Below are 21,987 nucleotides of genomic sequence, written 5' to 3' on the forward strand. Positions count from 1 at the left end.
ACGGCATGACAGTACGCGTCTTCAATCCGCCAAAACCTGGCCGCGCAGCCGCGACGATCGGCATCGCCTTGTTGACGATGCTCGCCATGCTGTTCGTAGCCTTGGCGGCAGACCTGCCGGCACTCACCGGGCGGGTGGTCGACAATGCCGGTATTATCGACGCCGCGACCAAGGCGGCACTAACGCAGAAGCTCGCGGATTTCGAGACCAAAGGCTCCGACCAGATCGTCGTCGCCACCATCCCCAGCCTGGACGGCGAGGAGATCGAACCCTACGCCAACCGGCTGTTCCGCTTCTGGAAACTCGGCCAGGCCGGCGAAAACAACGGCGTGCTTCTGCTGGTGGCCAAGAACGACCACAAGATGCGCATCGAGGTCGGCTACGGGCTGGAAGGCACGCTGACCGACCTGCACACCAAACTGATCATCGAAAATGACATGGTGCCGGCGTTCCGCGCCGGTGATTTCTCCGGCGGCATTTCCAAGGCCGTCGACGACATGGTCATGGTGCTGGAAGGTAACCCGGAAGAGCTGGAGGCGCGCGGCAAGCGCAACCCGGCCGACCACAGCACGCCCGTCGATCCTATAGTCGCGGTCTTCCTGATCCTGTGGGCGGCGATGTTCTTCGGCGGCCTGGCGATGGCCTTCCTGCCGCCGATCTTCGGCACCAAGCTGTCGCCGGGCGTGTATAAATGGCTGGGCATGACCTTTCGCTACGGCCAGGGGCCGAGCGGATCGTCCTCGGGCTCCAGCAGTTGGACAACAAGTTCGTCGTCGGGCAGCGGATGGTCATCGGGAAGTTCGGGCAGCAGCTGGGCTTCGGGCTCAAGCAGCGGCGGCGGGTTTTCTGGCGGCGGCGGTTCGTCCGGCGGTGGCGGGTCTTCAGGGAGCTGGTGAGAGAAGATGGCAACACGACCGATCAGCCCACAGGACCATGAGCGCATCGCCACCGCGATCCGCGCGGCCGAGGCCAAAACCGACGGCGAGATCTACTGCGTCGTTGCGCATGCCAGCGACGGCTATTTCTTTCCCGCCGCCTTCATGGCGACATCAGGCATGCTGATTGCCAGCCTCGCCGTCGCCTATGGGCTGGAAGCCTGGTGGCTGTCGATCCGGCTGCCGCATTTCGTCATTGTCCAACTGCTGGCACTGGCCTCGGTGTTGGTGCTTTTGTGGGCGCTGCCCGGCTTGCGCATCCATCTGGTGCCGCGCCGGCAGCGTTACCAGGCGGCACATGACAATGCGCTCAGGCAGTTCCTCGCCCGCAATGTCCACCGCACCACGGCGCGCACCGGCGTGTTGGTCTTCGTGTCGATCGCCGAGCGTTATGCCGAAGTGGTCGCCGATTCGGGCATCGACAGCAAGGTCGGCCAGCATGTCTGGGACGGCGTGGTGCGCGATCTCCTGCAGCATGCCGGCGACGACCAACTCGCCGACGGCTTCGTCAAGGCGATCGGGCAGGTCGGCGCGGTGCTGGCCGAGCATTTCCCGGTGACGTCGGGCGACGCCAATGAACTGGACGATCATCTCGTCGAGATCTGAAAAGCCTGCCTGCAAAGCTACTCAGCCGGACGCCTGACGCGGGTTTTCTGCGCTTCCGGTGCTCACGTACAAAAAGTACGCTCCGCTCCGGTTCTCGAAAACCCACGCCATTCGCCTCGGCTGAGCGCGTTATCAGGCAGGCTTTGCCCATTGTCAGCAGTGTCGCGATCGGCTGTGAGAAAGCGGTCGGCGGGCTGACCTCGACTCTTGCAAATGGCCGATCCGGGTTTATGGTTAACAAATCATGAATACGCTGAGCATCGACATCAGGAAAGCCGAACCGCGCGACGCTGGCGCCATTGCGGACGTGCACCAGCAGGCTTGGGAGGGCGCCTATTCCGGCATCATCCCGCATCGCTCGCTGACCTCCATGATCAACCGCCGCGGCGCCGACTGGTGGGCCAACGCCATCCGCCGCGCCGCCACCGTTCTGGTGGTCGAGATCGGCGGCACCATCGCCGGCTATGCCACGATCGGCAAGAACCGCGCCCGCGAGCTGAAGCAACAGGGCGAAATCTACGAACTTTACCTGCGTCCGGAATATCAAGGCATCGGGCTCGGCAGCCGGCTGTTCAAGGCGGCGCGGGCGCGGCTTGCCGACCACGGGCTGAAGGGAATGGTGGTGTGGGCGCTGGAAGACAACCAGAACGCACTTTCCTTCTATGCCGGCGCGGGTGGCCGTGACGTCGCCGAAGGCGTCGAGATTTTCGAGCAGAGGGCGCTCAAGAAGGTCGCCTTCGTCTGGGAATGACCGGCCTCGGTTACAAATCATCATAAACCGTGCGCTTCCGTTAGCGCTTCGCACCAATCGCCGCATTGCACCATGCCGCGCCGCCCGCTATCGATCTTGGACATCGAGAGAGGGATTTAAGCATGCGTATCGAAGCCATTGCCATCGGAAAGAACCCGCCCGAGGACATCAACGTCATCATCGAGGTGCCGATCGGTGGCGAGCCGATCAAGTACGAGATGGACAAGGAGGCCGGCACGCTGTTCGTCGACCGTTTCCTGCACACCTCGATGCGCTACCCCGGCAACTACGGTTTCGTGCCGCACACGCTGTCGGGCGACGGCGACCCGATCGACGTTCTGGTCTGCAACACCCGCGCGCTGGTGCCGGGCTGCGTCATCAATGTGCGACCGATCGGCGTGCTGGTGATGGAAGACAATGCCGGCCAGGACGAGAAGGTCATTGCCGTGCCGTCGCCGAAGCTGACGCTGCGCTACGAAAACGTCACCGAATACACCCAACTGCCCGAGATCACCCGCGACCAGGTCCAGCACTTCTTCGAGCACTACAAGGATCTCGAGCCCGGCAAATGGGTCAAGATCGAAGGCTGGCACGATTCCAAATACGCCAAGAAGATGATCGTCGACGCGATCGCACGGGCGAAGGCGGCGAAGTAGCGCCGAGAGAGGCCTGCGTCTCGTTCAAGTAAGCGGCAAACGCCAGCGCGAGGCACCCCTCTGGCCTGCCGGCCATCTCCCCCTCAAGGGGGGAGATCGGATGTCGCAACGGCTTTCGTCAATTTTCAGCGCCGAAAGAAAAAGCGCCGCCAGCGAAGCTGCCAATCTCCCCCCTTGGGGGGGAGATGCCCGGCAGGGCAGAGGGGGTGCCTTGCACCCACGTGACTAGTTATCCACCCGACCAAACGCCGGCACGTTGCCGATGACGGTGTGCTTGTCCTTGCCACAGGCGAAACTCTTCGCCTTTTCGTCGGCCAGCTTGCGCGCCTGGTCATTGGCCTGCGGGTTGCCGGTGGCCAGCACGAGGCCGATGGTGCAGCCGTCGCGGGCTTCCATCTGGGCGACCTTGGCGACGAGCAGCACTTCGGTCGGCTTGTTCTCGTCCTCGGGATTGCTGATCGAGCGGCGGTGGATGACGGCAAAGGGAACGGCAACGTCGCCCTTGGTCTCGATGCGCCACTCGACCTTGGCGCCGGACGAGTTGAAGCCGGAAAAGCTCTCCCAGACCGAGGTCATGTCGCCGCCGGGCGGAAATCCGTAGAACAGCGATTCACGGGCGTCGTCATAGGCGATCAGCACGGGATAGCCACGATAGCCGGAGCAGGCGAGTTCGGCCCATTCGCCGTCGCCTTCCTGCGCCTGCGCATAGGTGACGCAGTCCTTTTGCGAGTCGAGGTCGGTGTAGACGCTTGATATGCCGTCGGCATGGGCGGTTTGGGATAGGGCGGCGAGGGCGAATGGAACAAGCAGCAGGGTTCGCATGCGGACGTCTCCCGTGAAGTTCGCCCCAGCCTATCGCCAAATCTGCGGCCGGCCTAGCGTGCCAATCTCAACGTTGGCGCCGCCCAATCGCCCTGCCGGGCAATTCTCCCCCTGAACGGGAGAAAGTGGCCGGCTGCGCCGCTGGCGACAACCTTGCAACGCTGGCAATTGGCGAAATCGTGATGAGAGCGTTCCTCGCCCCATTTCCGGGAAAGGATGCCGGCAGGTGAGGGGCGGCGCCAACGTTCGAAATGTTATTTCTTCAAGCTCGCCTCGATCAGCAGGTCGGCGTTGTGGGCGACCGCTGCCGCCGGGCCTCCGAGGCCGAAGAGCTGGCCACTGATATAGGCGCCTTCGATCAACAGCAGCAGGCCGTCGCCGAGCGTGTCAGGGTCTTTAGCGCCCATCGCTGCGGCCATCGCGCGCAGGCGGTGGCGCAACTCCTGCTTGTTGGCCTCGCTGACGACGCGCGCCGGATGGCCATGTTCGGGATATTCCACCGCCGCGTTGGTCATGCCGCAGCCGCGATAGTCCGGCCTTTGCGTGCGCTTGCCGACGCGAGTCAGGAAAGCCCTGAGCTGTGCCCGTGGGTCGCCGGGATGGGCAGCCACGGCTTCGTCGAAACGCTCCCAATACTCACGGTCATATTGCCTGAGATAGGAAGCGGCGAGCTCGTCCTTGGAGGGAAAGCTGCGGTAGAGGCTGGGCTTGGTGACGCCGGCGCGCTTGACGATCTCGTCGACGCCGATCGCCCGGATGCCGCGGCGGTAGAACAGGTCGTAGGCCACGTCGAGGATTTTCTTGGCAGCCTTGGGCGGTGCGGCTGCATGACCGTCCTTGATGGTCAGTTCAATATTTTTGTCCGTTGGCATGGTATGACTCGATTGACGTGTTACCGATCGGTACGTATACATGTCCTCACCCTGCAACGTACCGGTCAGTAACATGATAGCTCAATCCCGTCCCTTTGGCCAGCGCTACGCTTTCGTCGTGGTTGGCGTCATCTTCCTTTGCCTATTGATCGCGGCCGGGCTTCGTTCCGCACCCTCGGTGATGATGCTGCCGTTGGATAAAAGCTTCGGCTGGGGGCGCGATACGGTTTCGATTGCCGCTGCGATCGGCATCTTCCTTTACGGCCTGACCGGGCCGTTTGCCGCCGCATTGATGGAGCGTATCGGCTTGCGCCGCACGCTGCTTGCCTCGCTTGTGATCATGTCGGGCTCGACCGCGCTCAGCCTACTGATGACCGAGCCCTGGCACCTGTTCCTCACCTGGGGCGTGTTTTCCGGCATCGGCTCCGGCGCGGTCGCCACCGTGCTCGGCGCCACCATCGTCAACCGCTGGTTCAAGACCAATCGCGGCTTGGTGATGGGGCTGATGTCTGCCTCCAGCGCCACCGGCCTGTTGGTGTTCCTGCCGCTGCTGGCATCGCTCGCCCAGTCGGGCGGCTGGCAGCCCGTCGCTACCGCCGTCTCGATCGCCACCGCCTGTCTTCTGCCGCTGGTCTGGCTGTTGGTTCCGGAGCGTCCCGCTTCGATCGGCATGGTGCGCTATGGCGCCGGGGCCGATGACGTGCCGCCGGTATCGCCGGCATCGCAAGGCAATTTCCTGGCGCATACGCTCAACACGCTGCGCCGCGCCGCCGGCACCCGCGTCTTCTGGTATCTGTTCGCCACCTTCTTCATCTGCGGCTTCACCACCAACGGGCTGGTCGGCACGCATCTGATCTCCTTCTGCGGCGACATGGGCATCCCCGAGGTACAGGCCGCGGGCCTGCTGTCGCTTATGGGCATTTTCGACCTGATCGGGACGACGCTCTCGGGCTGGCTCACCGACCGTTTCGACCCGCGCAAGCTGCTCGGCGTCTACTACGGCATTCGCGGTCTGGCGCTGATCTATCTGCCCTATTCCGGCTTCTCGGCGACCAGCCTGATCATCTTCGCCGTGCTCTACGGTCTCGACTGGATCGCCACCGTGCCGCCGACGCTCAGGCTCGCCAACGAGGCCTTCGGTGACCGCAGCGGCCCGATCGTGTTCGGCTGGATCGTAGCCGGCCACCAAGTCGGCGCCGCCACCGCCGCCGGCTTCGGCGGCACCATGCGCGAACTGCAGGGCAATTACGAACTGGCTTTCCTGATCGCCGGCATGACGGCGATCGTGGCTGCGTGTCTGTCGCTGCTGATCAATACGAGCAGGCCGGCTTTCGATCCGGAGCCGCAAGCGGCGTAAGGCGCGGTACTAATCTCCCGCCTGAGGGGGGAGATGGCCGCGAAGCGGCCAGAGGGGGTCCGTGCGACCGGACTCAGCCTCTTGCGCAGAGGTCGGCGCTCCAAGCGAGGCGACCCCCTTCTGTCGCCTTCGGCGACATCTCCCCCCTCAAGGGCGGAGATCACCTGTCGATTGTTATCAAAGTTTCATCTTCCCGAGATGTGGCTGAAACATTGAAGCTGGAGCTTGCTGGCACCGTTCGAAGCCATCAGGAGACAGCCATGAACAAGATCTCGTTGACCCGCCGCGCTTTCGTCACCTCTGCCAGCGCCGCCGGTCTGCTCGGCGCATCGGGGCTCGCTTTGCCCTATTATTCGCGCGCCAGCCAGCGCCCGGCCTTCACCCATGGCGTCCAGTCCGGCGATGTCGATGCCTCGAGCGGCATGGTGTGGACGCGCACCGACCGGCCTTCGCGCGTCATGTTCGAAGTGTCGTCGACGGAAAACTTCGCCAATGCGACGCGGCTGGCGCCGCTCGATACCTCGCCGGCCAGCGACTTCACGGTCAAGCGCCTGCTTACCGACCTCGCCTCCGACCAGGATATCTTCTACCGGATGACTGCCGCCGACCTGTCGGATATCAACGCCGTTTCCGAACCGATCGTCGGCCGTTTCCGCACAGCACCCGCCTCGAAGCGCGACATAAAATTCGCCTGGTCGGGCGACACGGCCGGCCAGGGCTGGGGAATCGATGAGACCGGCATGAAAACCTACGCCACCATCGCCAGGCACACGCCGGATTTCTTCCTGCATTCCGGCGACACCATCTATGCCGATGGCGCCATGAAGGACGAGGTAGACCTGCCTGGCGGCGGCAAGTGGAAAAACGTCGTCCTGATCGACGGCAAGCGCAAGGTGGCCGAGACGCTGGATGAGTACCGCGACCAGTGGAAATACAACATGATGGACAAAAACGTTCTGGCCTTGAGCGCCATCTGCCCGACCTTCTACCAGTGGGACGATCACGAGGTGCTGAACAACTGGTCGGATTCGAAGAATCTCGGCGCCGACAGCCGCTACACCGAAAAATCCATCCATGTGCTCGCGGCGCGTGCGGCGCGCGCCTTCCATGAGATGACGACGATCCGCTACGAGCCGTCCGAGCCCGGCCGCGTCTACCGCAAGATCGCGCATGGGCCGCTGCTCGACGTGTTCTTCCTCGACATGCGCTCCTATCGCGGCCCGAACGGCCCCGACATGCAGGAGGACATGACGCCGCAGTCACGCATGCTGGGCGAACAGCAGACGAAATGGCTGAAGCGCGAGCTGACGAATTCCAGGGCGACCTGGAAGATCATTGCCGCCGACATGCCGCTCGGCCTCGTCGTCTGGGACGACGGCGCCAAGAAGGTCGGCGCGGAAGCCATCAGCAATGGCGACAATGGCCTGCCCAAAGGCCGCGAGCTCGAGATCGCCGACCTGTTGCGCTACATCAAGACTGCCGGCATCACCAACACGGTCTGGTTGACCGCCGATGTCCACTACACGGCGGCGCACTATTACAACCCCGACAAGGCGCGGTTCCAGGATTTCAATCCTTTCTGGGAATTCGTCTCGGGCCCGATCCACGCCGGTACCTTCGGTCCCAATGATTTCGACATGACCTTCGGCCCGGAGCTGAAATTCATCAAGGCGCCGACCACCGAACAGGGCCAGAACCTGCCACCCTCGGCCGGCCTGCAGTTCTTTGGCCTGGTGGACATTTCAGGGGCGACAGAGCAGCTGACCGTGCGGCTGATGGATCGCGACGACATCGAGCTTTACAAGGTGACGCTCGATCCGGTGCGGTCGGCGTAAGCCTTTGGGTCGGTGCGAAGGATCGCTATGCCTGGAATGGGCAGCCGTCAGTCCGGGTAGCAAACCGTCGGAATCTTCGGCCACACCGCGCTGTCGCAGCCTGCAACCTGCTGCCTCTGCTTGAAAGAGGCGCTGACCGGGCCGGTGACCACGGGGTCGACGCCATCAGGGGCGTCGGCAAACATCTGCTCGGCCGTCCGGTCGGACGACGAAGCCGGATTGGCTTCCTTCACCGTGGCGGCCGATTGAGCGGCATTGGCCGCCAGCACGGCAGCGAATGCGACCGAAGCGATGAGGGGCCAAAATCGGTTGAGTTTGTCGGTCATCAATTTCGAACTACCCGGGCCCAGAAAGGTTCCCGCCTTGGTTAACAAAACCATCTCACACCGAGATGCTTAAGATTTGATGAGTATTTGGTGGTGCGCCTCCTCTTTCGCAATTGCGAAAAACCCTGTATGAGCCGCGCAACCGAAAGAGGCGGCGCCTTTTGGCCTGCTGCCTGCAACGCTCCCGAGACCACAAAATGAAAATTCGTAATATCGCGATCATCGCGCACGTCGACCATGGAAAAACCACCCTCGTCGACCAATTGCTGCGGCAATCCGGTTCCTTCCGCGACAATCAGCGCGTCGCCGAGCGCGCCATGGATTCCAACGACCTCGAAAAGGAACGCGGCATCACCATCCTGGCCAAGGCGACCTCGGTCGACTGGAAGGACACCCGCATCAACATCGTAGACACACCCGGCCACGCCGATTTCGGAGGTGAGGTCGAGCGCATCCTGTCGATGGTGGATTCGGCGATCGTGCTGGTCGACGCGGCCGAAGGCCCGATGCCGCAGACCAAGTTCGTCGTCGGCAAGGCGCTCAAGGTCGGCCTGAAGCCGATCGTCGTCATCAACAAGATCGACCGTCCGGACGCCCGCCACGTCGAGGTGGTCAACGAGGTGTTCGACCTGTTTGCAGCGCTTGACGCCACCGACGAGCAGCTCGACTTCCCGATCCTCTACGGTTCTGGCCGCGATGGCTGGGTCTCGGAAAATCCGGAAGGCCCGAAGGACCAGGGCCTGGCGCCGCTGTTCGACCTTGTCATCAAGCATGTGCCGGAGCCGACCGTTCATCCCGGCCCGTTCCGCATGATCGGCACCATCCTGGAGGCCAATCCCTTCCTCGGCCGCATCATTACCGGCCGTATCGAGAGCGGCACGCTGAAGTCCAACCAGGCGGTCAAGGTGCTCCACCATGACGGCACGCAGATCGAAACCGGGCGCATCTCCAAGATCCTCGCGTTCCGTGGCCTCGAGCGCCAACCGATCGAAGAGGCGCAGGCGGGTGACATCGTCGCCATTGCCGGCCTGTCCAAAGGCACCGTCGCCGACACGTTCTGCGACCTGGCGGTGACCGAGGCGTTGCATGCGCAACCGATCGATCCGCCGACCGTGACCATGTCTTTCCTGGTCAACGATTCGCCGCTCGCCGGCACTGAAGGCGACAAGGTGACCAGCCGCGTCATCCGCGACCGCCTGCTGCGCGAAGCCGAAGGCAATGTCGCGCTCAAGATCGAGGAATCGCCTGACAAGGATTCGTTTTTCGTTTCCGGCCGTGGCGAATTGCAGCTGGCCGTGCTGATCGAGACGATGCGCCGCGAAGGCTTTGAAATCGCCGTGTCGCGTCCGCGCGTCGTCATGCAGAAGGGCGAGAACGGTGAATTGCTGGAGCCGGTCGAGGAAGTCGTCATCGACGTCGACGAGGAGCACGCCGGCATCGTCGTGCAGAAGATGTCGGAGCGCAAGGCCGAGATGGTCGAGCTGCGGCCTTCGGGCGGCAACCGTCAGCGCATCGTCTTCCACGCGCCGACGCGCGGACTGATCGGCTACCAGTCGGAACTGTTGACCGACACGCGCGGCACCGCCGTGATGAACCGGCTGTTCCACGCCTACCAGCCCTACAAGGGCGAACTGCCGGGCCGCACCAACGGCGTGCTGATCTCCAACGAACAGGGCGAGGCAGTGGCCTATGCCATGTGGAACCTCGAAGACCGCGGCCCGATGGTCATCGACCCGGGCGTCAAGGTCTATCAGGGCATGATCATCGGCATCCATAGCCGTGACAACGACCTCGAAGTGAACGTGCTGAAGGGCAAGAAGCTGACCAACATCCGCGCCGCCGGCAAGGACGAGGCGGTGAAGCTGACGCCGCCGATCCGCATGACGCTGGAGCGCGCGCTGGCCTGGATCCAGGACGACGAGCTGGTCGAGGTGACGCCTAAGACCATCCGCCTGCGCAAGCTCTATCTCGACCCGAACGAGCGCAAGCGCTTCGAGAAGTCGGCCAAGGTTGTGGGCGCGGCGTAATCGTCTGATTTCCAAATCCGGAAGGAGGCGAAGCACCGATGTGCTTCGCCCTATTTCGATTATCTGCTCGCCCTTGAGATGATGGTTTCTCGGTCGGCTTCGCCGGAGAGATCAATTCGCACGATCGTGCCATCGCGAGCCGGCTTGCGCAAAGCCCTGGCGCCTTCGGAAACGACAAACAGCAATCGTTTCTCCTCCAGCGCCTGAAGCCTTGATCGCGAGATGCCGAGTTCGCCGGCGAGCAGACGGTCTAGCCGCAGCGATGTCGGCATTTCCAGCCCAAGCCTGATTTCAAGCGCGGCTGCGGGTTCGCCTTCGCCGCCGAGCCGGTGTTTGTGAACGGCGAAATCGGGAAACTCCTCGACGCGGCCGACCCGGTTTCGCAAAGCCGCGACATCGAAGGCATGGCGGCGGGCGAGGGCCGGATCGTTGCTTTCGAGCGCTGCCAGCAGCGCGGGTTCGATGTCGCGGCGGTTGCAGCGTTCGAAAATGCCGAAATTCCACGAATTGTCGCAGTCGATGCAGCGATAGATCAGCCAGACATCAATGCGTTTGCCATTGGCGTTGACGCGGAATTTGTCGCTGCAGCGATAGGCTTTCACGGCGCCGCAGCGGTTGCAGTGGATCAGGGGTCGAGGTGCGATTTCGGGCGCGATTGCCCAGTGGATAGCGAGATGTTGGGACAAGCCGGAAGACCTTCCAGTGTGGAAGTTCTTCAGGTCGGCAATGGCGAGATGCCCATGCGGGCACGGCGTGGCGAGAGCTAGCTATGTCGGAAATCAGCTGTCACGGGCGGCAAAGCGCGCGACAACGGTTCAGCAGTGCCAAACCGGTCTCGAACCGCCGCCTGAGGAACACGTGAAATGGAGCAGGCACCGCTTAATGCGGCGCCCTGCCAAGCGTGATCAGGGGAGTTGGCGAGACCGGCGGTTACTGAGGCAAAATGAAGCTCGAAATGGATGTCGGGACGGCTCTTCTAGCGGCAAGATGCCGAGCGGGCAAGGTTAATAGGGTGTCTCGCCCTGCTCAGGCGAAGGCGATCTGTACCTTCATCGATTTGTTGCGGTCGCCGGCGATCTCGAAAGCCGCAACCGCCTCGTCCATCGGATAGATGCCGGTCAGCAGCGGCTTGACGTCGACGCGACGGTTGTTGATCAGATCGACGGCCAGCGCGAACTCGTCGTGGAAACGGAAGGAGCCGCGCATTTCGATCTCCTTGGCGACGATGAGATTCTGAGGCAGCGACATGTCGCCGCCTAGGCCGAGCTGCACGAGCACCCCGCGCGGCTTCAGCACATCGAGCCCGGCTCGCACCGCGCGCTCATCGCCGGAGCATTCGAACATGACGTCCAAACTGCCCTTCTCGACATTGTAGCCAGCGAGCTTGTCGGCATCTGTGGCGACATTGATGGTGCGGTCGGCGCCGATCTCGTTGGCCTTGGCCAGAACCGCGTCCATGACATCGGTGACGACGATCCCACGCGCGCCGTGGACACGTGCGGCAAGGATGCTGAGCGCACCGATCGGCCCGCAGCCGGTGACCAAGACCCGCTTGCCGAGCAGCGAGCCGGCGCGGTTGACGGCATGCAGCGTTACCGCGAACGGCTCGGCAAAGGCGGCTTCGTTGATGGAGACATGGTCGGCGATCTTGTGGCACTGCCAGGCCTCGGCGGCGAGGCACTGGCGGAAGGCGCCCTGTATATGTGGCATCGGCATGGCGCTGCCGTAGAATCGCATGTTGAGGCATTGGTTCTGCACGCCCTGCAGGCAGTACCGGCACGCATTGCAGGGCCGGCTGGGCGAAATCGCAACGCGGTCGCCGACGACAAGGCTGGAAACGCCGGCGCCAAGTGCCTTCACCGTGCCGGCGACCTCATGGCCGAGGATCATCGGCTCGCGCAGGCGCACCACGCCGAAGCCGCCATGATTGTAATAGTGCAGGTCCGAGCCGCAGATGCCGCCGGCCTCGACCGATATTTCGACCTGTCCTGCGCCAGGCGCGCCGGGATCGGTCTCTTCGATGCGAAGGTCTTTTGCCGCGTGGATGACGATTGATTTCATGGCCGCGATCCTTTCTCAAACCACTGGCACGGGCAAGTCCGATCTCCGAAATATGTTGCGTTCGTTGGCCCATCAGGCCGAGGGGTGCCAAATCGCCACCGATCGGATATCATTTGCCATCCAACGCTCGAAGGCTCCGCCATGCACCTCACCTCGCTGCTGATCTTCGCCGCCGCTCTCTTCGTTGCCGCCGGCTCGCCCGGCCCATCGATCGCGGCACTGGTTGCCCGCGTCATCTCGAAGGGCTTTCGTGACGTGTTTCCGTTCCTGCTCGCCATGTGGATCGGCGAGGCCATCTGGCTGTCGCTGGCGGTGTTCGGGCTGGCGGTCGTGGCGCAGACCTTCCATTTCGCCTTCGTCGTCGTGAAATGGATCGGCGTCGCTTACCTCACCTACCTCGCCTTCAAGATGTGGACCGCACCTGTCGACGCAAAAGAAGGCGAGATGCCGCGCGAGGATTCGGCGACAAAGCTGTTCTTTGCCGGCATGGCGGTGACGCTCGGCAATCCCAAGATCATGATGTTCTATCTGGCGCTGCTGCCGACGATCATCGACCTCGCTTCGGTGAGTGTCATCGGCTGGGTCGAACTGACGGCGACGATGGCGGGGGTTCTGATCGCCATCGATCTCGCCTGGGTCGTCGCGGCCTCACAGGCGCGCAAGCTGCTCAAAAGCAGGCNTGCTGCCGACGATCATCGACCTCGCTTCGGTGAGTGTCATCGGCTGGGTCGAACTGACGGCGACGATGGCGGTGGTTCTGATCGCCATCGATCTCGCCTGGGTCGTCGCGGCCTCACAGGCGCGCAAGCTGCTCAAAAGCAGGCGCGCCATGAAGATCGCCAACCGAATCAGCGCCACGACGATGGCCGGCGCTGCCGGGGCCATCGCGGCGCGTTGACCTCTCCTACGAGGAGAAGGAAACTTTCACCTCGCCATGGCGTGGTATTCGTCGTTCGGCCGCATGTCGATGGCCGCCGCCACGCGGTTCGACATGTTGAAGAAGGCGGCGGTCGAGGCGATGTCCCAGATGTCGCGGTTGGTGAAGCCGGCGTTGCGCAGTGCTTCCCTGTCCGCCTCGACGATCTTTGCCGGCTCTTCCGTCAGCTTGACGGCGAATTCGAGCATCGCCGTCTGTTTCGGTGAAAGATTGGCAGCGCGGAAGTTCATCACCATCATCTCGCCGAGAGCCGGATCGCCGGAGAGCTGGCGCACCGCCGCGCCATGCGCGGTCAGGCAATAATAGCAGTGGTTGATCGAGGAAACGACGACCGCGATCATCTCCCGTTCCAGCTTCGACAGGCCGGATTCACCCAGCATCAGATCATTGTAGGTGTCGGTAAAGGCGCGCAGCTTCTTCTCGTCGAAGGCATAGGCAAGAAGCACGTTGGGAACCAGGCCGAGCTTTTCCTCGCATTTGGCGAAATAGGCTTTTGTCGCCTCGCTCAGTTCCGCGATACCGAGGTCAAGTGCGCTGATTTTGCCGGACATGGGGTCTCGCTCCTGGTTCACCGCCGCCTGACCGTCGAATTCCTGTAATTCTTATCGAGCCGTCAAACCTTTGTCGCCAAACAGCGGTCATCTGCTACCATAGTCGTAAAAGCATGTGACGGGAGGACAACATGGCGAGCGTGAAATCCGCAGCTAAGCCGAAGAAAACAGCCACTGCCGGGGTGAAACCCGACGGGAAGCCGGCCAGGCTCGCCGACTATCTGCTGGGCCGCGCGCCGGCCGAAGACATTGCCGCCTATGACGCCGCCGACCTGGAGCGCGCCGCCGACCTGGCAGGACGTGCGGTCGCCGCCCACAAGAAGGGCCAAAGTGTCGTCGCCGTCGATGCCGGGTCGGGCGTCTCCCGCGAGGGCCGCCCGATGACGATCATCACCGTCGTCAACGACAACATGCCGTTCCTGTTCGATTCGATCCTCGGCGAGATCACAGAAACTGCCGGCGAACCGACTTTGGTCACCCATCCGGTCATCGTCGTGCGTCACGGCAAGGCCGGCGTCGACGAGATCCTCGGCGACGGCAGCGCCCTCAAGGACGATGGCAATCACGACCGCCTGAGCGTCGTCCATGTCCATATTCCGCGCCTGACGGCGGAGCAGGCCGACGCGCTGGCCGACCGCCTGCGGAAGATGCTCAACCAGGTGCGCGCCGCCGTCAGCGACTGGAAGCCGATGCTCGCCCGTCTCGACCAGGCGATTTCCGAATTCCGCTATTCCGCCGTGCCGCTCGACAAGAAGAGCGTTGCCGAGGCCATCGCCTTCCTTGAATGGCTGCGCGACGACAATTTCACTTTCCTTGGCATGCGCGAGTTCAAATATTCCGGCGGCGCGGAGAGCGGCAATCTGGAGCGCGCCGACAAACCCGGTCTCGGCATCCTCGCCGACCCGGATGTGCTGGTGCTCCGGCGCGGCACCGAGGCGGTGACGACGACGCCCGAAATCCGCGCCTTCCTGCATGGGCCGGAGCCGCTGATCGTCACCAAGGCCAACGCCAAGTCGCTGGTGCACCGCCGCATTTATCTCGATTATATCGGCGTCAAAACCTACACCGCCAAGGGCACGCTTGCCGGCGAGTTGCGCATGGTCGGCCTGTTCACCTCGACCGCCTACACGCGCTCGGTGATGAAAATCCCGTATCTGAGGTCAAAGGCCGAGACCATCATCGCCAAGTCCGGCTTCGACCGGCACGACCATTCCGGCAAGGCACTGATCAACGTTCTGGAGAGCTATCCGCGCGACGAACTGTTCCAGGTGCCGGTGCCGATCCTGAAGAAGCACGCCGCGGCCATTCTCGGCCTGGTCGAGCGGCCACGGGTGCGGGCGCTGGTGCGCGCCGACCAGTTCGACCGCTTCGTATCGATCCTCGTCTTCGTGCCGCGCGACCGCTATGACAGCGTCGTGCGCGAGAAGATCGGCACCTATCTCAAGACCGTCTTCGAAGGCCGTTTGTCGGCTTATTATCCTGCGTTTCCGGAAGGCGGGCTGGCGCGTGTGCATTTCATCATCGGCCGCTCGGGCGGCAAGACGCCGAAGGTCGAGCAGGCGGTGATCGAAGCGGCGATCCGCGATATCGTGCGAACCTGGGACGACGCGCTGGCCGAAGCCGCGGAAGCCGTCGGCGGCGATCCATCGCTGAAGGCGATCGCCGCGCGTCTGCCTGAGAGCTATCGCGATTCCTTCAGCGCGGCCATCGCGCTGAAGGATGCGGGGCGCATCGCCGGCATCAGCACCGCCAACCCGATCGCCATCGACTATTACCGCCATGCCGAACAGAAACCCCATCAGGCAGCGCTGAAGATCTACCACCACGGCAGCCCGGTAGCGCTGTCGCGTCGCGTGCCGGTGCTGGAAAACATCGGCTTCCGCGTCATCAGCGAGCGCACCTTCGAGGTTGGCGAGGACGGCGGCGACACCGTCTTCGTCCACGACATGGAGCTGGAGAACAGCTACGGCAAGCCGATCGACCTCAGCGATGGCGGCGCGCTGTTCGAGGACGCGTTCCTGTCGGTCTGGCGCGGCGACATCGACAATGACAGCTATAACGGGCTTGCCCAGACCGCCGGCCTGTGGTCGGGCGAAGTCAGCATTCTGCGCGCCTATGGCCGCTACCTGCAGCAAGCCGGTATCCCGCAGAGCCAGGATTTCATCGCGGCCGCGCTCAACCGCTATCCCGACATTGCGCGCGGCCTGCATGCACTGTTCGTCGCTCGTCTCGGCCCGACCGCCGAGACGGAAGGCGTCGTCGCCGCCAAGCACCTCAAGGCCAAGATCAAGGACGCGCTGGAGGAAGTCCCCAACATTGATGACGACACCATCATCCGCCGCTATCTCAACCTGATCGAAGCCTCGTTGCGCACCAATCATTTCGTTGCGGGAACGAAGGCGCGGGGCCAGTCACTGGCGATCAAGCTGGACTCGCAAGCGGTCGAAGGATTGCCGGCGCCGCGGCCGTGGCGCGAGATCTTCGTCTACGGTTCCGAGGTCGAAGGCGTGCATCTGCGCTTCGGCCCGGTTGCGCGCGGCGGCCTGCGCTGGTCGGACCGCGCCCAGGATTACCGCACCGAGGTGCTCGGCCTGGTCAAGGCGCAGCAGGTCAAGAACGCCGTCATCGTGCCGGTCGGCGCCAAGGGCGGCTTCTATCCGAAGAAGCTGCCGATGAGCGCCGGCCGCGACGCCATCTTCGAGGCCGGCACCTCGGCCTACAAGAATTTCGTTTCCAGCCTGCTGTCGATCACCGACAATATCGGCCTCGATGGCGTCATACCCCCAGCCGGTGTCGTCAGGCGCGATCCTGACGACCCCTATTTCGTCGTCGCCGCCGACAAGGGCACGGCAACCTTCTCCGACACCGCCAATGCCATTTCGGAGAAACACGGTTTCTGGCTCGACGATGCCTTCGCCAGCGGCGGCTCGGCCGGTTACGACCACAAGAAGATGGGCATCACCGCCAAAGGCGCCTGGGAAGCGGTCAAGCGGCATTTCCGCGAGATCAACCGCGACATCCAGACCACCCCCTTCACCGTCGTCGGCGTCGGCGACATGTCGGGAGACGTGTTCGGCAACGGCATGCTCTTGTCGCCGCAGACCAGGCTGATCGCCGCCTTCGACCATCGCGACATCTTCATCGATCCCGATCCAGACAGAGTGGCGTCGATGGCGGAGCGCGAGCGCATGTTCGCGCTGCCGCGTTCGTCCTGGCAGGACTATGACAAGACCAAGCTGTCGGAAGGCGGCGTCATCGTCTCGCGCAGCCAGAAGTCGATCACGCTGCCTGCGGCAGCGGCCGCGGCGATTGGTCTCGCCAAGACCACGGCGACACCGGCCGAGATCATGACCGCCATCCTCAAGGCGAATGTCGATCTGTTGTGGTTCGGCGGCATCGGCACGTATTTACGGGCCTCGGGCGAAACCAATGCCGAAGTCGGCGACCGCGCCAATGACGCCATCCGCATCACCGCGCTCGATGTCCGGGCCAAAGTGATCGGCGAGGGCGCCAATCTCGGCGTCACGCAGCGCGCCCGCATCGAATTCGGCATGAATGGCGGCCGCTGCAACTCCGACGCCATCGACAATTCGGGCGGCGTCAACTGCTCCGACGTCGAGGTCAACATCAAGATCGCGCTGGCGTCCGCCATGCGCAAGGGGTCGCTGACCCGGCCGGCGCGCAACAAGCTGCTGGCCGAGATGACCGACGAGGTCGCCGGCCTCGTGCTGTCCAACAATTACGAACAGACGCTGGCGCTCTCCATCGCCCGCAAGCGCGGCCTTGCCGACATCGCGCACCAGAGCCGGTTCATGGCGGCGCTGGAGGCTCGGGGCCTGCTCGACCGCGCTGTCGAGACGCTGCCGTCGCCGGCCGCCCTTGCCGAGCGCGAGGCGCGTGGCGAGCCGCTGACCCGGGCGGAGCTTGGCGTGCTGCTCGCCTATGCCAAGATCGTGCTGTTTTCCGACATCGTCGCCAGCGACGTGCCGGACGACGCGCATTTCGACCGCGACCTGATGGGCTATTTCCCCGATCGGATGGCGAAGAAATACGCGGCCGAGATCCATGGCCACCGGCTGCGCCGCGAAATCATCGCCCGCGTCGTCGCCAACGATCTCGTCAATCGCGGCGGACCGTCATTCGTCAACCGGCTGCAGGAAGCCACGGGGCGCAGCGCGGCCGACGTGGTGCGCACCTTCGCCGTGGTGCGCGACGGCTTCGCCCTGCCGGCGCTCTATCGGGAGATCGATGCGCTGGACAGCCACATCGACGGCCAGGCGCAGCTCGATCTCTACCAGTCCGTCAGCCGGCTTATCTTCGTGACCAGCGGCTGGTACCTGAAGAACGATGCCGGCACCGCAGCGCTCGGCCAGCGCATTGCCGAACTGCAAGAGGCGCGCATGGCGCTGGAGCCGAAGCTGCTCTCGCTGCTACCGGCCTTCTCGCGCGAGCGGGTCGAGGAGCGGCGGCACGGCCTCTTCAAGGCCGGCGCCCCGGAAAAGCTCGCCGGGCAGCTGGCAATGGCCGATGTGGCGGGACTGATCCCCGACATCGCACTGACGGCGCGCACGGCCAATGCCGACGTCGTCGCCTCGGCCAAGGCGTTCTTCGCCGTCAGCGATGCCTTCCGCATTCCGCGCGTCGAAGAGGCGGCGCGTTCTATCACGCCGTCGGACTATTACGACCAGCTGGCGCTGTCGCGCGCCACCGACACGATCGGCGCGGCGCGGCGCGGCATCGCGGTGGCGGCTCTCGCCAGCCATACCGGGACGGCGGATCCTGTGGCGGCCTGGCTGGAAGCCGGCGGCGAGCGCGTGGCGCGCATTCGCGAGCGGCTGCAAGCGCTGACCGAAGGCGGGGATATCACCGTGTCCAGGCTGTCGGTGGCTTCGGGGCTGATGAGCGATCTGACGGGGATGTGAGGCTCGGGACTTTACCCTCCCCCTTGTGGGGAGGGTCGCTGCGAAGCAGCGGGGTGGGGTGCGGCACCGACCCCCACCCGGACCTTCGGTCCGACCTCGCCACAAGGGGGAGGTAGGGGCGCGGCGCCTTTCTTCGCGTCTCTATGCAGGTAGACAGCGGCGACATCCAGGTGAGGGGCAGCGCGAATCTTTGGCGGTTTGCATGAGCATTCGAAACATGCAGACATGGCGTCCGACAAGCGCGGTGTCCGGGGGAATCATCATGGCGGCGGTAGATGCAGTGCAGCGGGCATCGGGACGCGGCATCTGGGGGTGGATGTTCTTCGACTGGGCGGCGCAGCCGTTTTTCACCGTCGTCACCACCTTCATCTTCGGCCCTTATTTCGTCTCGCGCATGGCGAGCGATCCGGTCTCAGGCCAGGCGGCCTGGGGCTACGGCATCGCTGTTGCGGGCCTGGTCATTGCCGTTTTGTCGCCCATCCTCGGCTCGATTGCCGACCAGACCGGGCCGCGCAAGCCGTGGATTGCGTTCTTCGCCTCGATCAAAATCATCAGCCTTTGCCTGCTATGGTTTGCCGCTCCCGGCTCGAATCTTTTCCTGGTGGTGCTGTTCTTTTCTCTCGCTTCGGTCGCGGCGGAATTCTCGACCGTGTTCAATGATTCGATGATGCCGCGCCTGGTGCCGAAGAGCGAGATCGGCCACGTCTCCAACATTGCCTGGGGCCTTGGTTATCTCGGCGGCATGATCGCGCTGATCTTTGTCGTCGCTTGTCTGGCGGCTTCGCCGGAGACCGGCAAGACGATCATCGGGGTCGACCCGCTCTTTGGGCTCGACCCGAAACTCGGCGAGGACGCGCGCGCCACCGGGCCGCTGTCGGCTGGCTGGTATTTCCTGTTCATCCTGCCGATGTTCTTCTTTACGCCGGACGCCATCAAAGGCATTCCGATCGGGCCGGCGGTGCACGAGGGGCTGTCGGAACTGAAGTCGACGCTGACTGAAGTGCGCCGGCGCAAAGGCATCTTCCGCTTCCTTGTCGCCCGCATGATTTATCAGGACGGCGTCAATGCGCTGCTCGCTTTGGGCGGCACCTTTGCGGCAGCGATGTTCCACTGGTCGATCACCGAGATCGGCATGTTCGGCATCATCCTCAACGTCGTCGCCATCGTCGGCTGCCTGGTTGCCGCATGGCTGGACACCGCGCTTGGCTCCAAGACCATCGTGATGATTTCGCTCGCCCTGCTCAGCATCGCCACCATCGGCATCGTTTCGACCGGGCCAGGCTACACGTTGTTCGGCGCCTGGATGATGCCGGGAGCCGATAGTGGCGGCCTGTTCGGCACGGCGGCGGAAAAGGCCTACGTTTTCTATGGCCTGCTGATCGGGCTGGCGTTCGGACCGGTGCAGGCGTCGTCACGCTCCTACATGGCGCGCAGCGTGACCGCAGCCGAATCCGGCCGCTATTTCGGCATCTATGCGCTGGCCGGAAGGGCGACGAGTTTCCTGGCGCCGTTCATGGTGGCGTCGATCACGCTCGCCAGCGGCTCGGCGCGGCTCGGCATGGCGGCCATCGTGCTGTTCCTGGGCGTGGGGATCGCGATATTGATCTGGACGCCGTACCCGGCGGATCAGCCGGTGGAATAGCGCCGCACTTTTCCTTCTCCCCTTGTGGGAAAAGGCAGAGGCGCTCAATGCCTGAAATGCCTCACGCCGGTAAACACCATGGCGATGCCATGCGCGTCGGCAGCGGCGATGACGTCTTCGTCGCGCATTGAACCACCGGGCTGGATGACGGCAGTGGCGCCGGCTTCGATGGCTGAGATCAGCCCGTCGGCGAAAGGGAAGAAAGCGTCGGAGGCGACCACCGAGCCCTTGGTCAACGGCTCCGCGAGGCCAGCTGCTTCCGCCGCGTCGAGCGCCTTGCGGGCGGCGATGCGCGAGGAATCGACGCGGCTCATCTGGCCGGCGCCGATGCCAACCGTGGCGCCGTCCTTGGCGTAAACGATGGCGTTCGACTTGACGTGCTTGGCGATGCGGAAAGCGAATTTGAGGTCGGCCATCTCGGCCGCCGTCGGCGCGCGCCTGGTCACCACCTTGAGCTCGAGATCGTCGACCACCGCGTTGTCGCGGCCCTGGACGAGCATGCCGCCAGCGACGGATTTCACAGTGATGCCGCCGGCGTGCGGATCGGGCAGACCGCCGGTGACCAGCAGTCGCAAATTCTTTTTGGCGGCGATGATGCGGACAGCGTCCTCCGACGCGTCCGGCGCAATGATCACCTCGGTGAAGGTTTTTACGATCTCCTGAGCCGCTTCGGTATCGAGGATGCGGTTCATGGCAACGATACCGCCAAAGGCCGAAACCGGGTCGCAGGCCAGCGCTCTCGCATAGGCAGCAGCCAGCGAAGCGTCCTCGGCGACGCCGCACGGGTTGGCGTGCTTGATGATGGCAACGGCGGCGCAGCGGTTGGGATCGAACTCGCCGACCAGCTCGAAGGCGGCATCGGTGTCGTTGATGTTGTTGTAGGACAGCTGCTTGCCCTGCAACTGGCGAGCCGTGGCGACCCCCGGCCGCTTGTCGCCATTGACGTAGAAGCCGGCGCTCTGATGCGGGTTCTCGCCATAGCGCATGACGCTTTCCAGCCTGCCGCCGAAGGTGCGCCAGGTCGGGTGCTCGATCTCAAGCGTTTCGGCGAACCAGCCGGAGATCGCCGCATCGTAGCTGGCGGTGCGGGCAAAGGCCTTGGCCGCCAGCTTCTGGCGGAAATCCAGCGACAGCGAGCCGATGTTCATCTCCAGCGCGTTCAGCACCGAGGCGTAGTCGCCGGGATCGGTGACGATGGCGACATAGGCGTGATTCTTGGCCGAAGCGCGGATCATCGCCGGGCCGCCAATGTCGATGTTCTCGACAACAGCGGCATAGTCGGCGCCGGAACGGCGGACCTCCTCGAACGGGTAGAGATTGCAGACGAGCAGATCGATCGGCTCGATGCGGTGATCGTGCATCGCCTTGGCGTGTTCGGGATCGTCGCGCACGCCGAGCAGTGCGCCATGCACCGACGGGTGCAGCGTCTTCACGCGGCCGTCCATGATCTCGGGAAAGCCGGTCAGTTCCGAGACGTCACGCACCGCCAGCCCCGCCTCGGCGATCGCCTTTGCCGTACCTCCGGTCGAGACCAGCTCGACGCCGGCCGCGACCAGCCCTTTGGCGAAGTCGGTCAGGCCGGTCTTGTTGAAGACGGAAAGCAGGGCGCGGCGGACCGGAACGAGGTCGGGTGCCGGAATGTTCTTGGCGGCGACGGCCATGGGCTGGCGGCCTTTCAGGGCTGATT

The 21,987-nt window shown here is 63.8% G+C and carries 16 protein-coding genes and 2 pseudogenes; 11 read left to right on the forward strand and 7 right to left on the reverse strand.

What is annotated here, in order from left to right; genetic code table 11:
• The first annotated feature begins 5 nt into the window (after window positions 1–5).
• From X757_RS152785 to ppa, 4 genes are all read left to right on the forward strand, one after another.
• Complete coding sequence (locus tag X757_RS152785) at window positions 6–896, forward strand: YgcG family protein (RefSeq protein WP_023726101.1); 891 nt, start codon at window positions 6–8, stop codon at window positions 894–896.
• Between the two features lie 6 nt (window positions 897–902).
• Entirely contained in the window at window positions 903–1,541 is a 639-nt protein-coding gene (locus X757_RS152780; RefSeq protein ID WP_023726102.1) for a TPM domain-containing protein, read from the forward strand.
• A 244-nt stretch (window positions 1,542–1,785) separates the two neighbouring features.
• Window positions 1,786–2,292 (forward strand): GNAT family N-acetyltransferase, encoded by a 507-nt coding sequence (locus X757_RS152775; protein WP_023668622.1) that lies wholly within the window; start codon window positions 1,786–1,788, stop codon window positions 2,290–2,292.
• A gap of 122 nt (window positions 2,293–2,414) precedes the next feature.
• The gene (gene ppa / locus X757_RS152770) at window positions 2,415–2,948 is read left to right on the forward strand and encodes an inorganic diphosphatase (protein WP_023668623.1); all 534 of its coding nucleotides are present in this window, start codon (window positions 2,415–2,417) and stop codon (window positions 2,946–2,948) included.
• Between the two features lie 225 nt (window positions 2,949–3,173).
• Here ppa and X757_RS152765 read toward each other — a convergent pair whose 3' ends face one another.
• Window positions 3,174–3,770, reverse strand: coding sequence for a hypothetical protein (locus tag X757_RS152765; RefSeq protein ID WP_023700187.1), 597 nt, complete (start codon window positions 3,768–3,770; stop codon window positions 3,174–3,176).
• 254 nt (window positions 3,771–4,024) lie between these two features.
• On the reverse strand, window positions 4,025–4,642 hold the full coding sequence (locus X757_RS152760) for a TetR/AcrR family transcriptional regulator (protein ID WP_023668625.1): 618 nt from the start codon (window positions 4,640–4,642) through the stop codon (window positions 4,025–4,027).
• A gap of 73 nt (window positions 4,643–4,715) precedes the next feature.
• Between X757_RS152760 and X757_RS152755 the strand changes: the two genes are divergently transcribed.
• Window positions 4,716–5,999 carry an MFS transporter gene (locus tag X757_RS152755; RefSeq protein ID WP_031251249.1) on the forward strand — a complete coding sequence of 428 codons (1,284 nt, stop codon included), beginning with the start codon at window positions 4,716–4,718 and terminating at the stop codon, window positions 5,997–5,999.
• Between the two features lie 260 nt (window positions 6,000–6,259).
• A complete protein-coding gene (locus X757_RS152750) occupies window positions 6,260–7,834 on the forward strand; it encodes an alkaline phosphatase (protein ID WP_023700189.1) in 1,575 nt (524 codons plus the stop codon).
• A gap of 47 nt (window positions 7,835–7,881) precedes the next feature.
• Here X757_RS152750 and X757_RS152745 read toward each other — a convergent pair whose 3' ends face one another.
• A complete protein-coding gene (locus tag X757_RS152745) occupies window positions 7,882–8,160 on the reverse strand; it encodes a hypothetical protein (protein WP_023753187.1) in 279 nt (92 codons plus the stop codon).
• Between the two features lie 197 nt (window positions 8,161–8,357).
• On the opposite strand from X757_RS152745, the gene typA reads away from it, so the two are divergent.
• Complete coding sequence (gene typA, locus X757_RS152740; protein WP_023681424.1) at window positions 8,358–10,187, forward strand: translational GTPase TypA; 1,830 nt, start codon at window positions 8,358–8,360, stop codon at window positions 10,185–10,187.
• Between the two features lie 59 nt (window positions 10,188–10,246).
• On the opposite strand, the gene X757_RS152735 is transcribed toward typA, so the two are convergent.
• Together X757_RS152735 and X757_RS152730 are read right to left on the reverse strand one after the other, a co-directional pair.
• Window positions 10,247–10,873 carry a DUF1062 domain-containing protein gene (locus X757_RS152735; RefSeq protein ID WP_023726104.1) on the reverse strand — a complete coding sequence of 209 codons (627 nt, stop codon included), beginning with the start codon at window positions 10,871–10,873 and terminating at the stop codon, window positions 10,247–10,249.
• Between the two features lie 340 nt (window positions 10,874–11,213).
• Window positions 11,214–12,248, reverse strand: coding sequence for an L-idonate 5-dehydrogenase (locus X757_RS152730; RefSeq protein ID WP_023726105.1), 1,035 nt, complete (start codon window positions 12,246–12,248; stop codon window positions 11,214–11,216).
• A gap of 141 nt (window positions 12,249–12,389) precedes the next feature.
• Here X757_RS152730 and X757_RS0133840 point away from each other — a divergent pair.
• Window positions 12,390–12,914: pseudogene (locus X757_RS0133840) on the forward strand (LysE family translocator); the annotation flags it as partial.
• Window positions 12,915–12,930: 16 nt separating this feature from the next.
• Window positions 12,931–13,146: pseudogene (locus X757_RS1000000168510) on the forward strand (LysE family translocator); the annotation flags it as partial.
• 26 nt (window positions 13,147–13,172) lie between these two features.
• Here the strand turns inward: X757_RS1000000168510 and X757_RS152725 are convergent.
• Window positions 13,173–13,736, reverse strand: a complete 564-nt coding sequence (locus X757_RS152725; RefSeq protein ID WP_023681420.1) for a peroxidase-related enzyme — start codon at window positions 13,734–13,736, stop codon at window positions 13,173–13,175.
• A 131-nt stretch (window positions 13,737–13,867) separates the two neighbouring features.
• On the opposite strand from X757_RS152725, the gene X757_RS152720 reads away from it, so the two are divergent.
• Both X757_RS152720 and X757_RS152715 read left to right on the forward strand, forming a co-directional pair.
• Window positions 13,868–18,658: an NAD-glutamate dehydrogenase gene (locus X757_RS152720; RefSeq protein WP_023726111.1), complete on the forward strand. Its 4,791-nt coding sequence runs from the start codon at window positions 13,868–13,870 to the stop codon at window positions 18,656–18,658.
• 262 nt (window positions 18,659–18,920) lie between these two features.
• Window positions 18,921–20,300, forward strand: coding sequence for an MFS transporter (locus X757_RS152715; protein WP_023726112.1), 1,380 nt, complete (start codon window positions 18,921–18,923; stop codon window positions 20,298–20,300).
• A 44-nt stretch (window positions 20,301–20,344) separates the two neighbouring features.
• On the opposite strand, the gene purH is transcribed toward X757_RS152715, so the two are convergent.
• Window positions 20,345–21,961 (reverse strand): bifunctional phosphoribosylaminoimidazolecarboxamide formyltransferase/IMP cyclohydrolase, encoded by a 1,617-nt coding sequence (purH, locus tag X757_RS152710; protein WP_023726113.1) that lies wholly within the window; start codon window positions 21,959–21,961, stop codon window positions 20,345–20,347.
• Window positions 21,962–21,987: the final 26 nt, after the last annotated feature.

It is taken from the genome of Mesorhizobium sp. LSHC412B00 (assembly GCF_000503035.1).
GTDB lineage: Bacteria > Pseudomonadota > Alphaproteobacteria > Rhizobiales > Rhizobiaceae > Mesorhizobium.

Excerpts from the sequence above, each read along its gene's own strand:
- X757_RS152750 (WP_023700189.1), top strand. The coding sequence starts at position 6,260 with ATGAACAAGATCTCGTTGACCCGCCGCGCTTTCGTCACCTCTGCCAGC.
- X757_RS152780 (WP_023726102.1), top strand. The coding sequence starts at position 903 with ATGGCAACACGACCGATCAGCCCACAGGACCATGAGCGCATCGCCACC.
- X757_RS152730 (WP_023726105.1), bottom strand. The coding sequence starts at position 12,248 with ATGAAATCAATCGTCATCCACGCGGCAAAAGACCTTCGCATCGAAGAG.
- X757_RS152720 (WP_023726111.1), top strand. The coding sequence starts at position 13,868 with ATGGCGAGCGTGAAATCCGCAGCTAAGCCGAAGAAAACAGCCACTGCC.
- X757_RS152745 (WP_023753187.1), bottom strand. The coding sequence starts at position 8,160 with ATGACCGACAAACTCAACCGATTTTGGCCCCTCATCGCTTCGGTCGCA.
- purH (WP_023726113.1), bottom strand. The coding sequence starts at position 21,961 with ATGGCCGTCGCCGCCAAGAACATTCCGGCACCCGACCTCGTTCCGGTC.
- X757_RS152715 (WP_023726112.1), top strand. The coding sequence starts at position 18,921 with ATGGCGGCGGTAGATGCAGTGCAGCGGGCATCGGGACGCGGCATCTGG.
- X757_RS152755 (WP_031251249.1), top strand. The coding sequence starts at position 4,716 with ATGATAGCTCAATCCCGTCCCTTTGGCCAGCGCTACGCTTTCGTCGTG.
- typA (WP_023681424.1), top strand. The coding sequence starts at position 8,358 with ATGAAAATTCGTAATATCGCGATCATCGCGCACGTCGACCATGGAAAA.
- X757_RS152775 (WP_023668622.1), top strand. The coding sequence starts at position 1,786 with ATGAATACGCTGAGCATCGACATCAGGAAAGCCGAACCGCGCGACGCT.
- X757_RS152765 (WP_023700187.1), bottom strand. The coding sequence starts at position 3,770 with ATGCGAACCCTGCTGCTTGTTCCATTCGCCCTCGCCGCCCTATCCCAA.
- X757_RS152760 (WP_023668625.1), bottom strand. The coding sequence starts at position 4,642 with ATGCCAACGGACAAAAATATTGAACTGACCATCAAGGACGGTCATGCA.
- X757_RS152725 (WP_023681420.1), bottom strand. The coding sequence starts at position 13,736 with ATGTCCGGCAAAATCAGCGCACTTGACCTCGGTATCGCGGAACTGAGC.
- X757_RS152785 (WP_023726101.1), top strand. The coding sequence starts at position 6 with ATGACAGTACGCGTCTTCAATCCGCCAAAACCTGGCCGCGCAGCCGCG.
- ppa (WP_023668623.1), top strand. The coding sequence starts at position 2,415 with ATGCGTATCGAAGCCATTGCCATCGGAAAGAACCCGCCCGAGGACATC.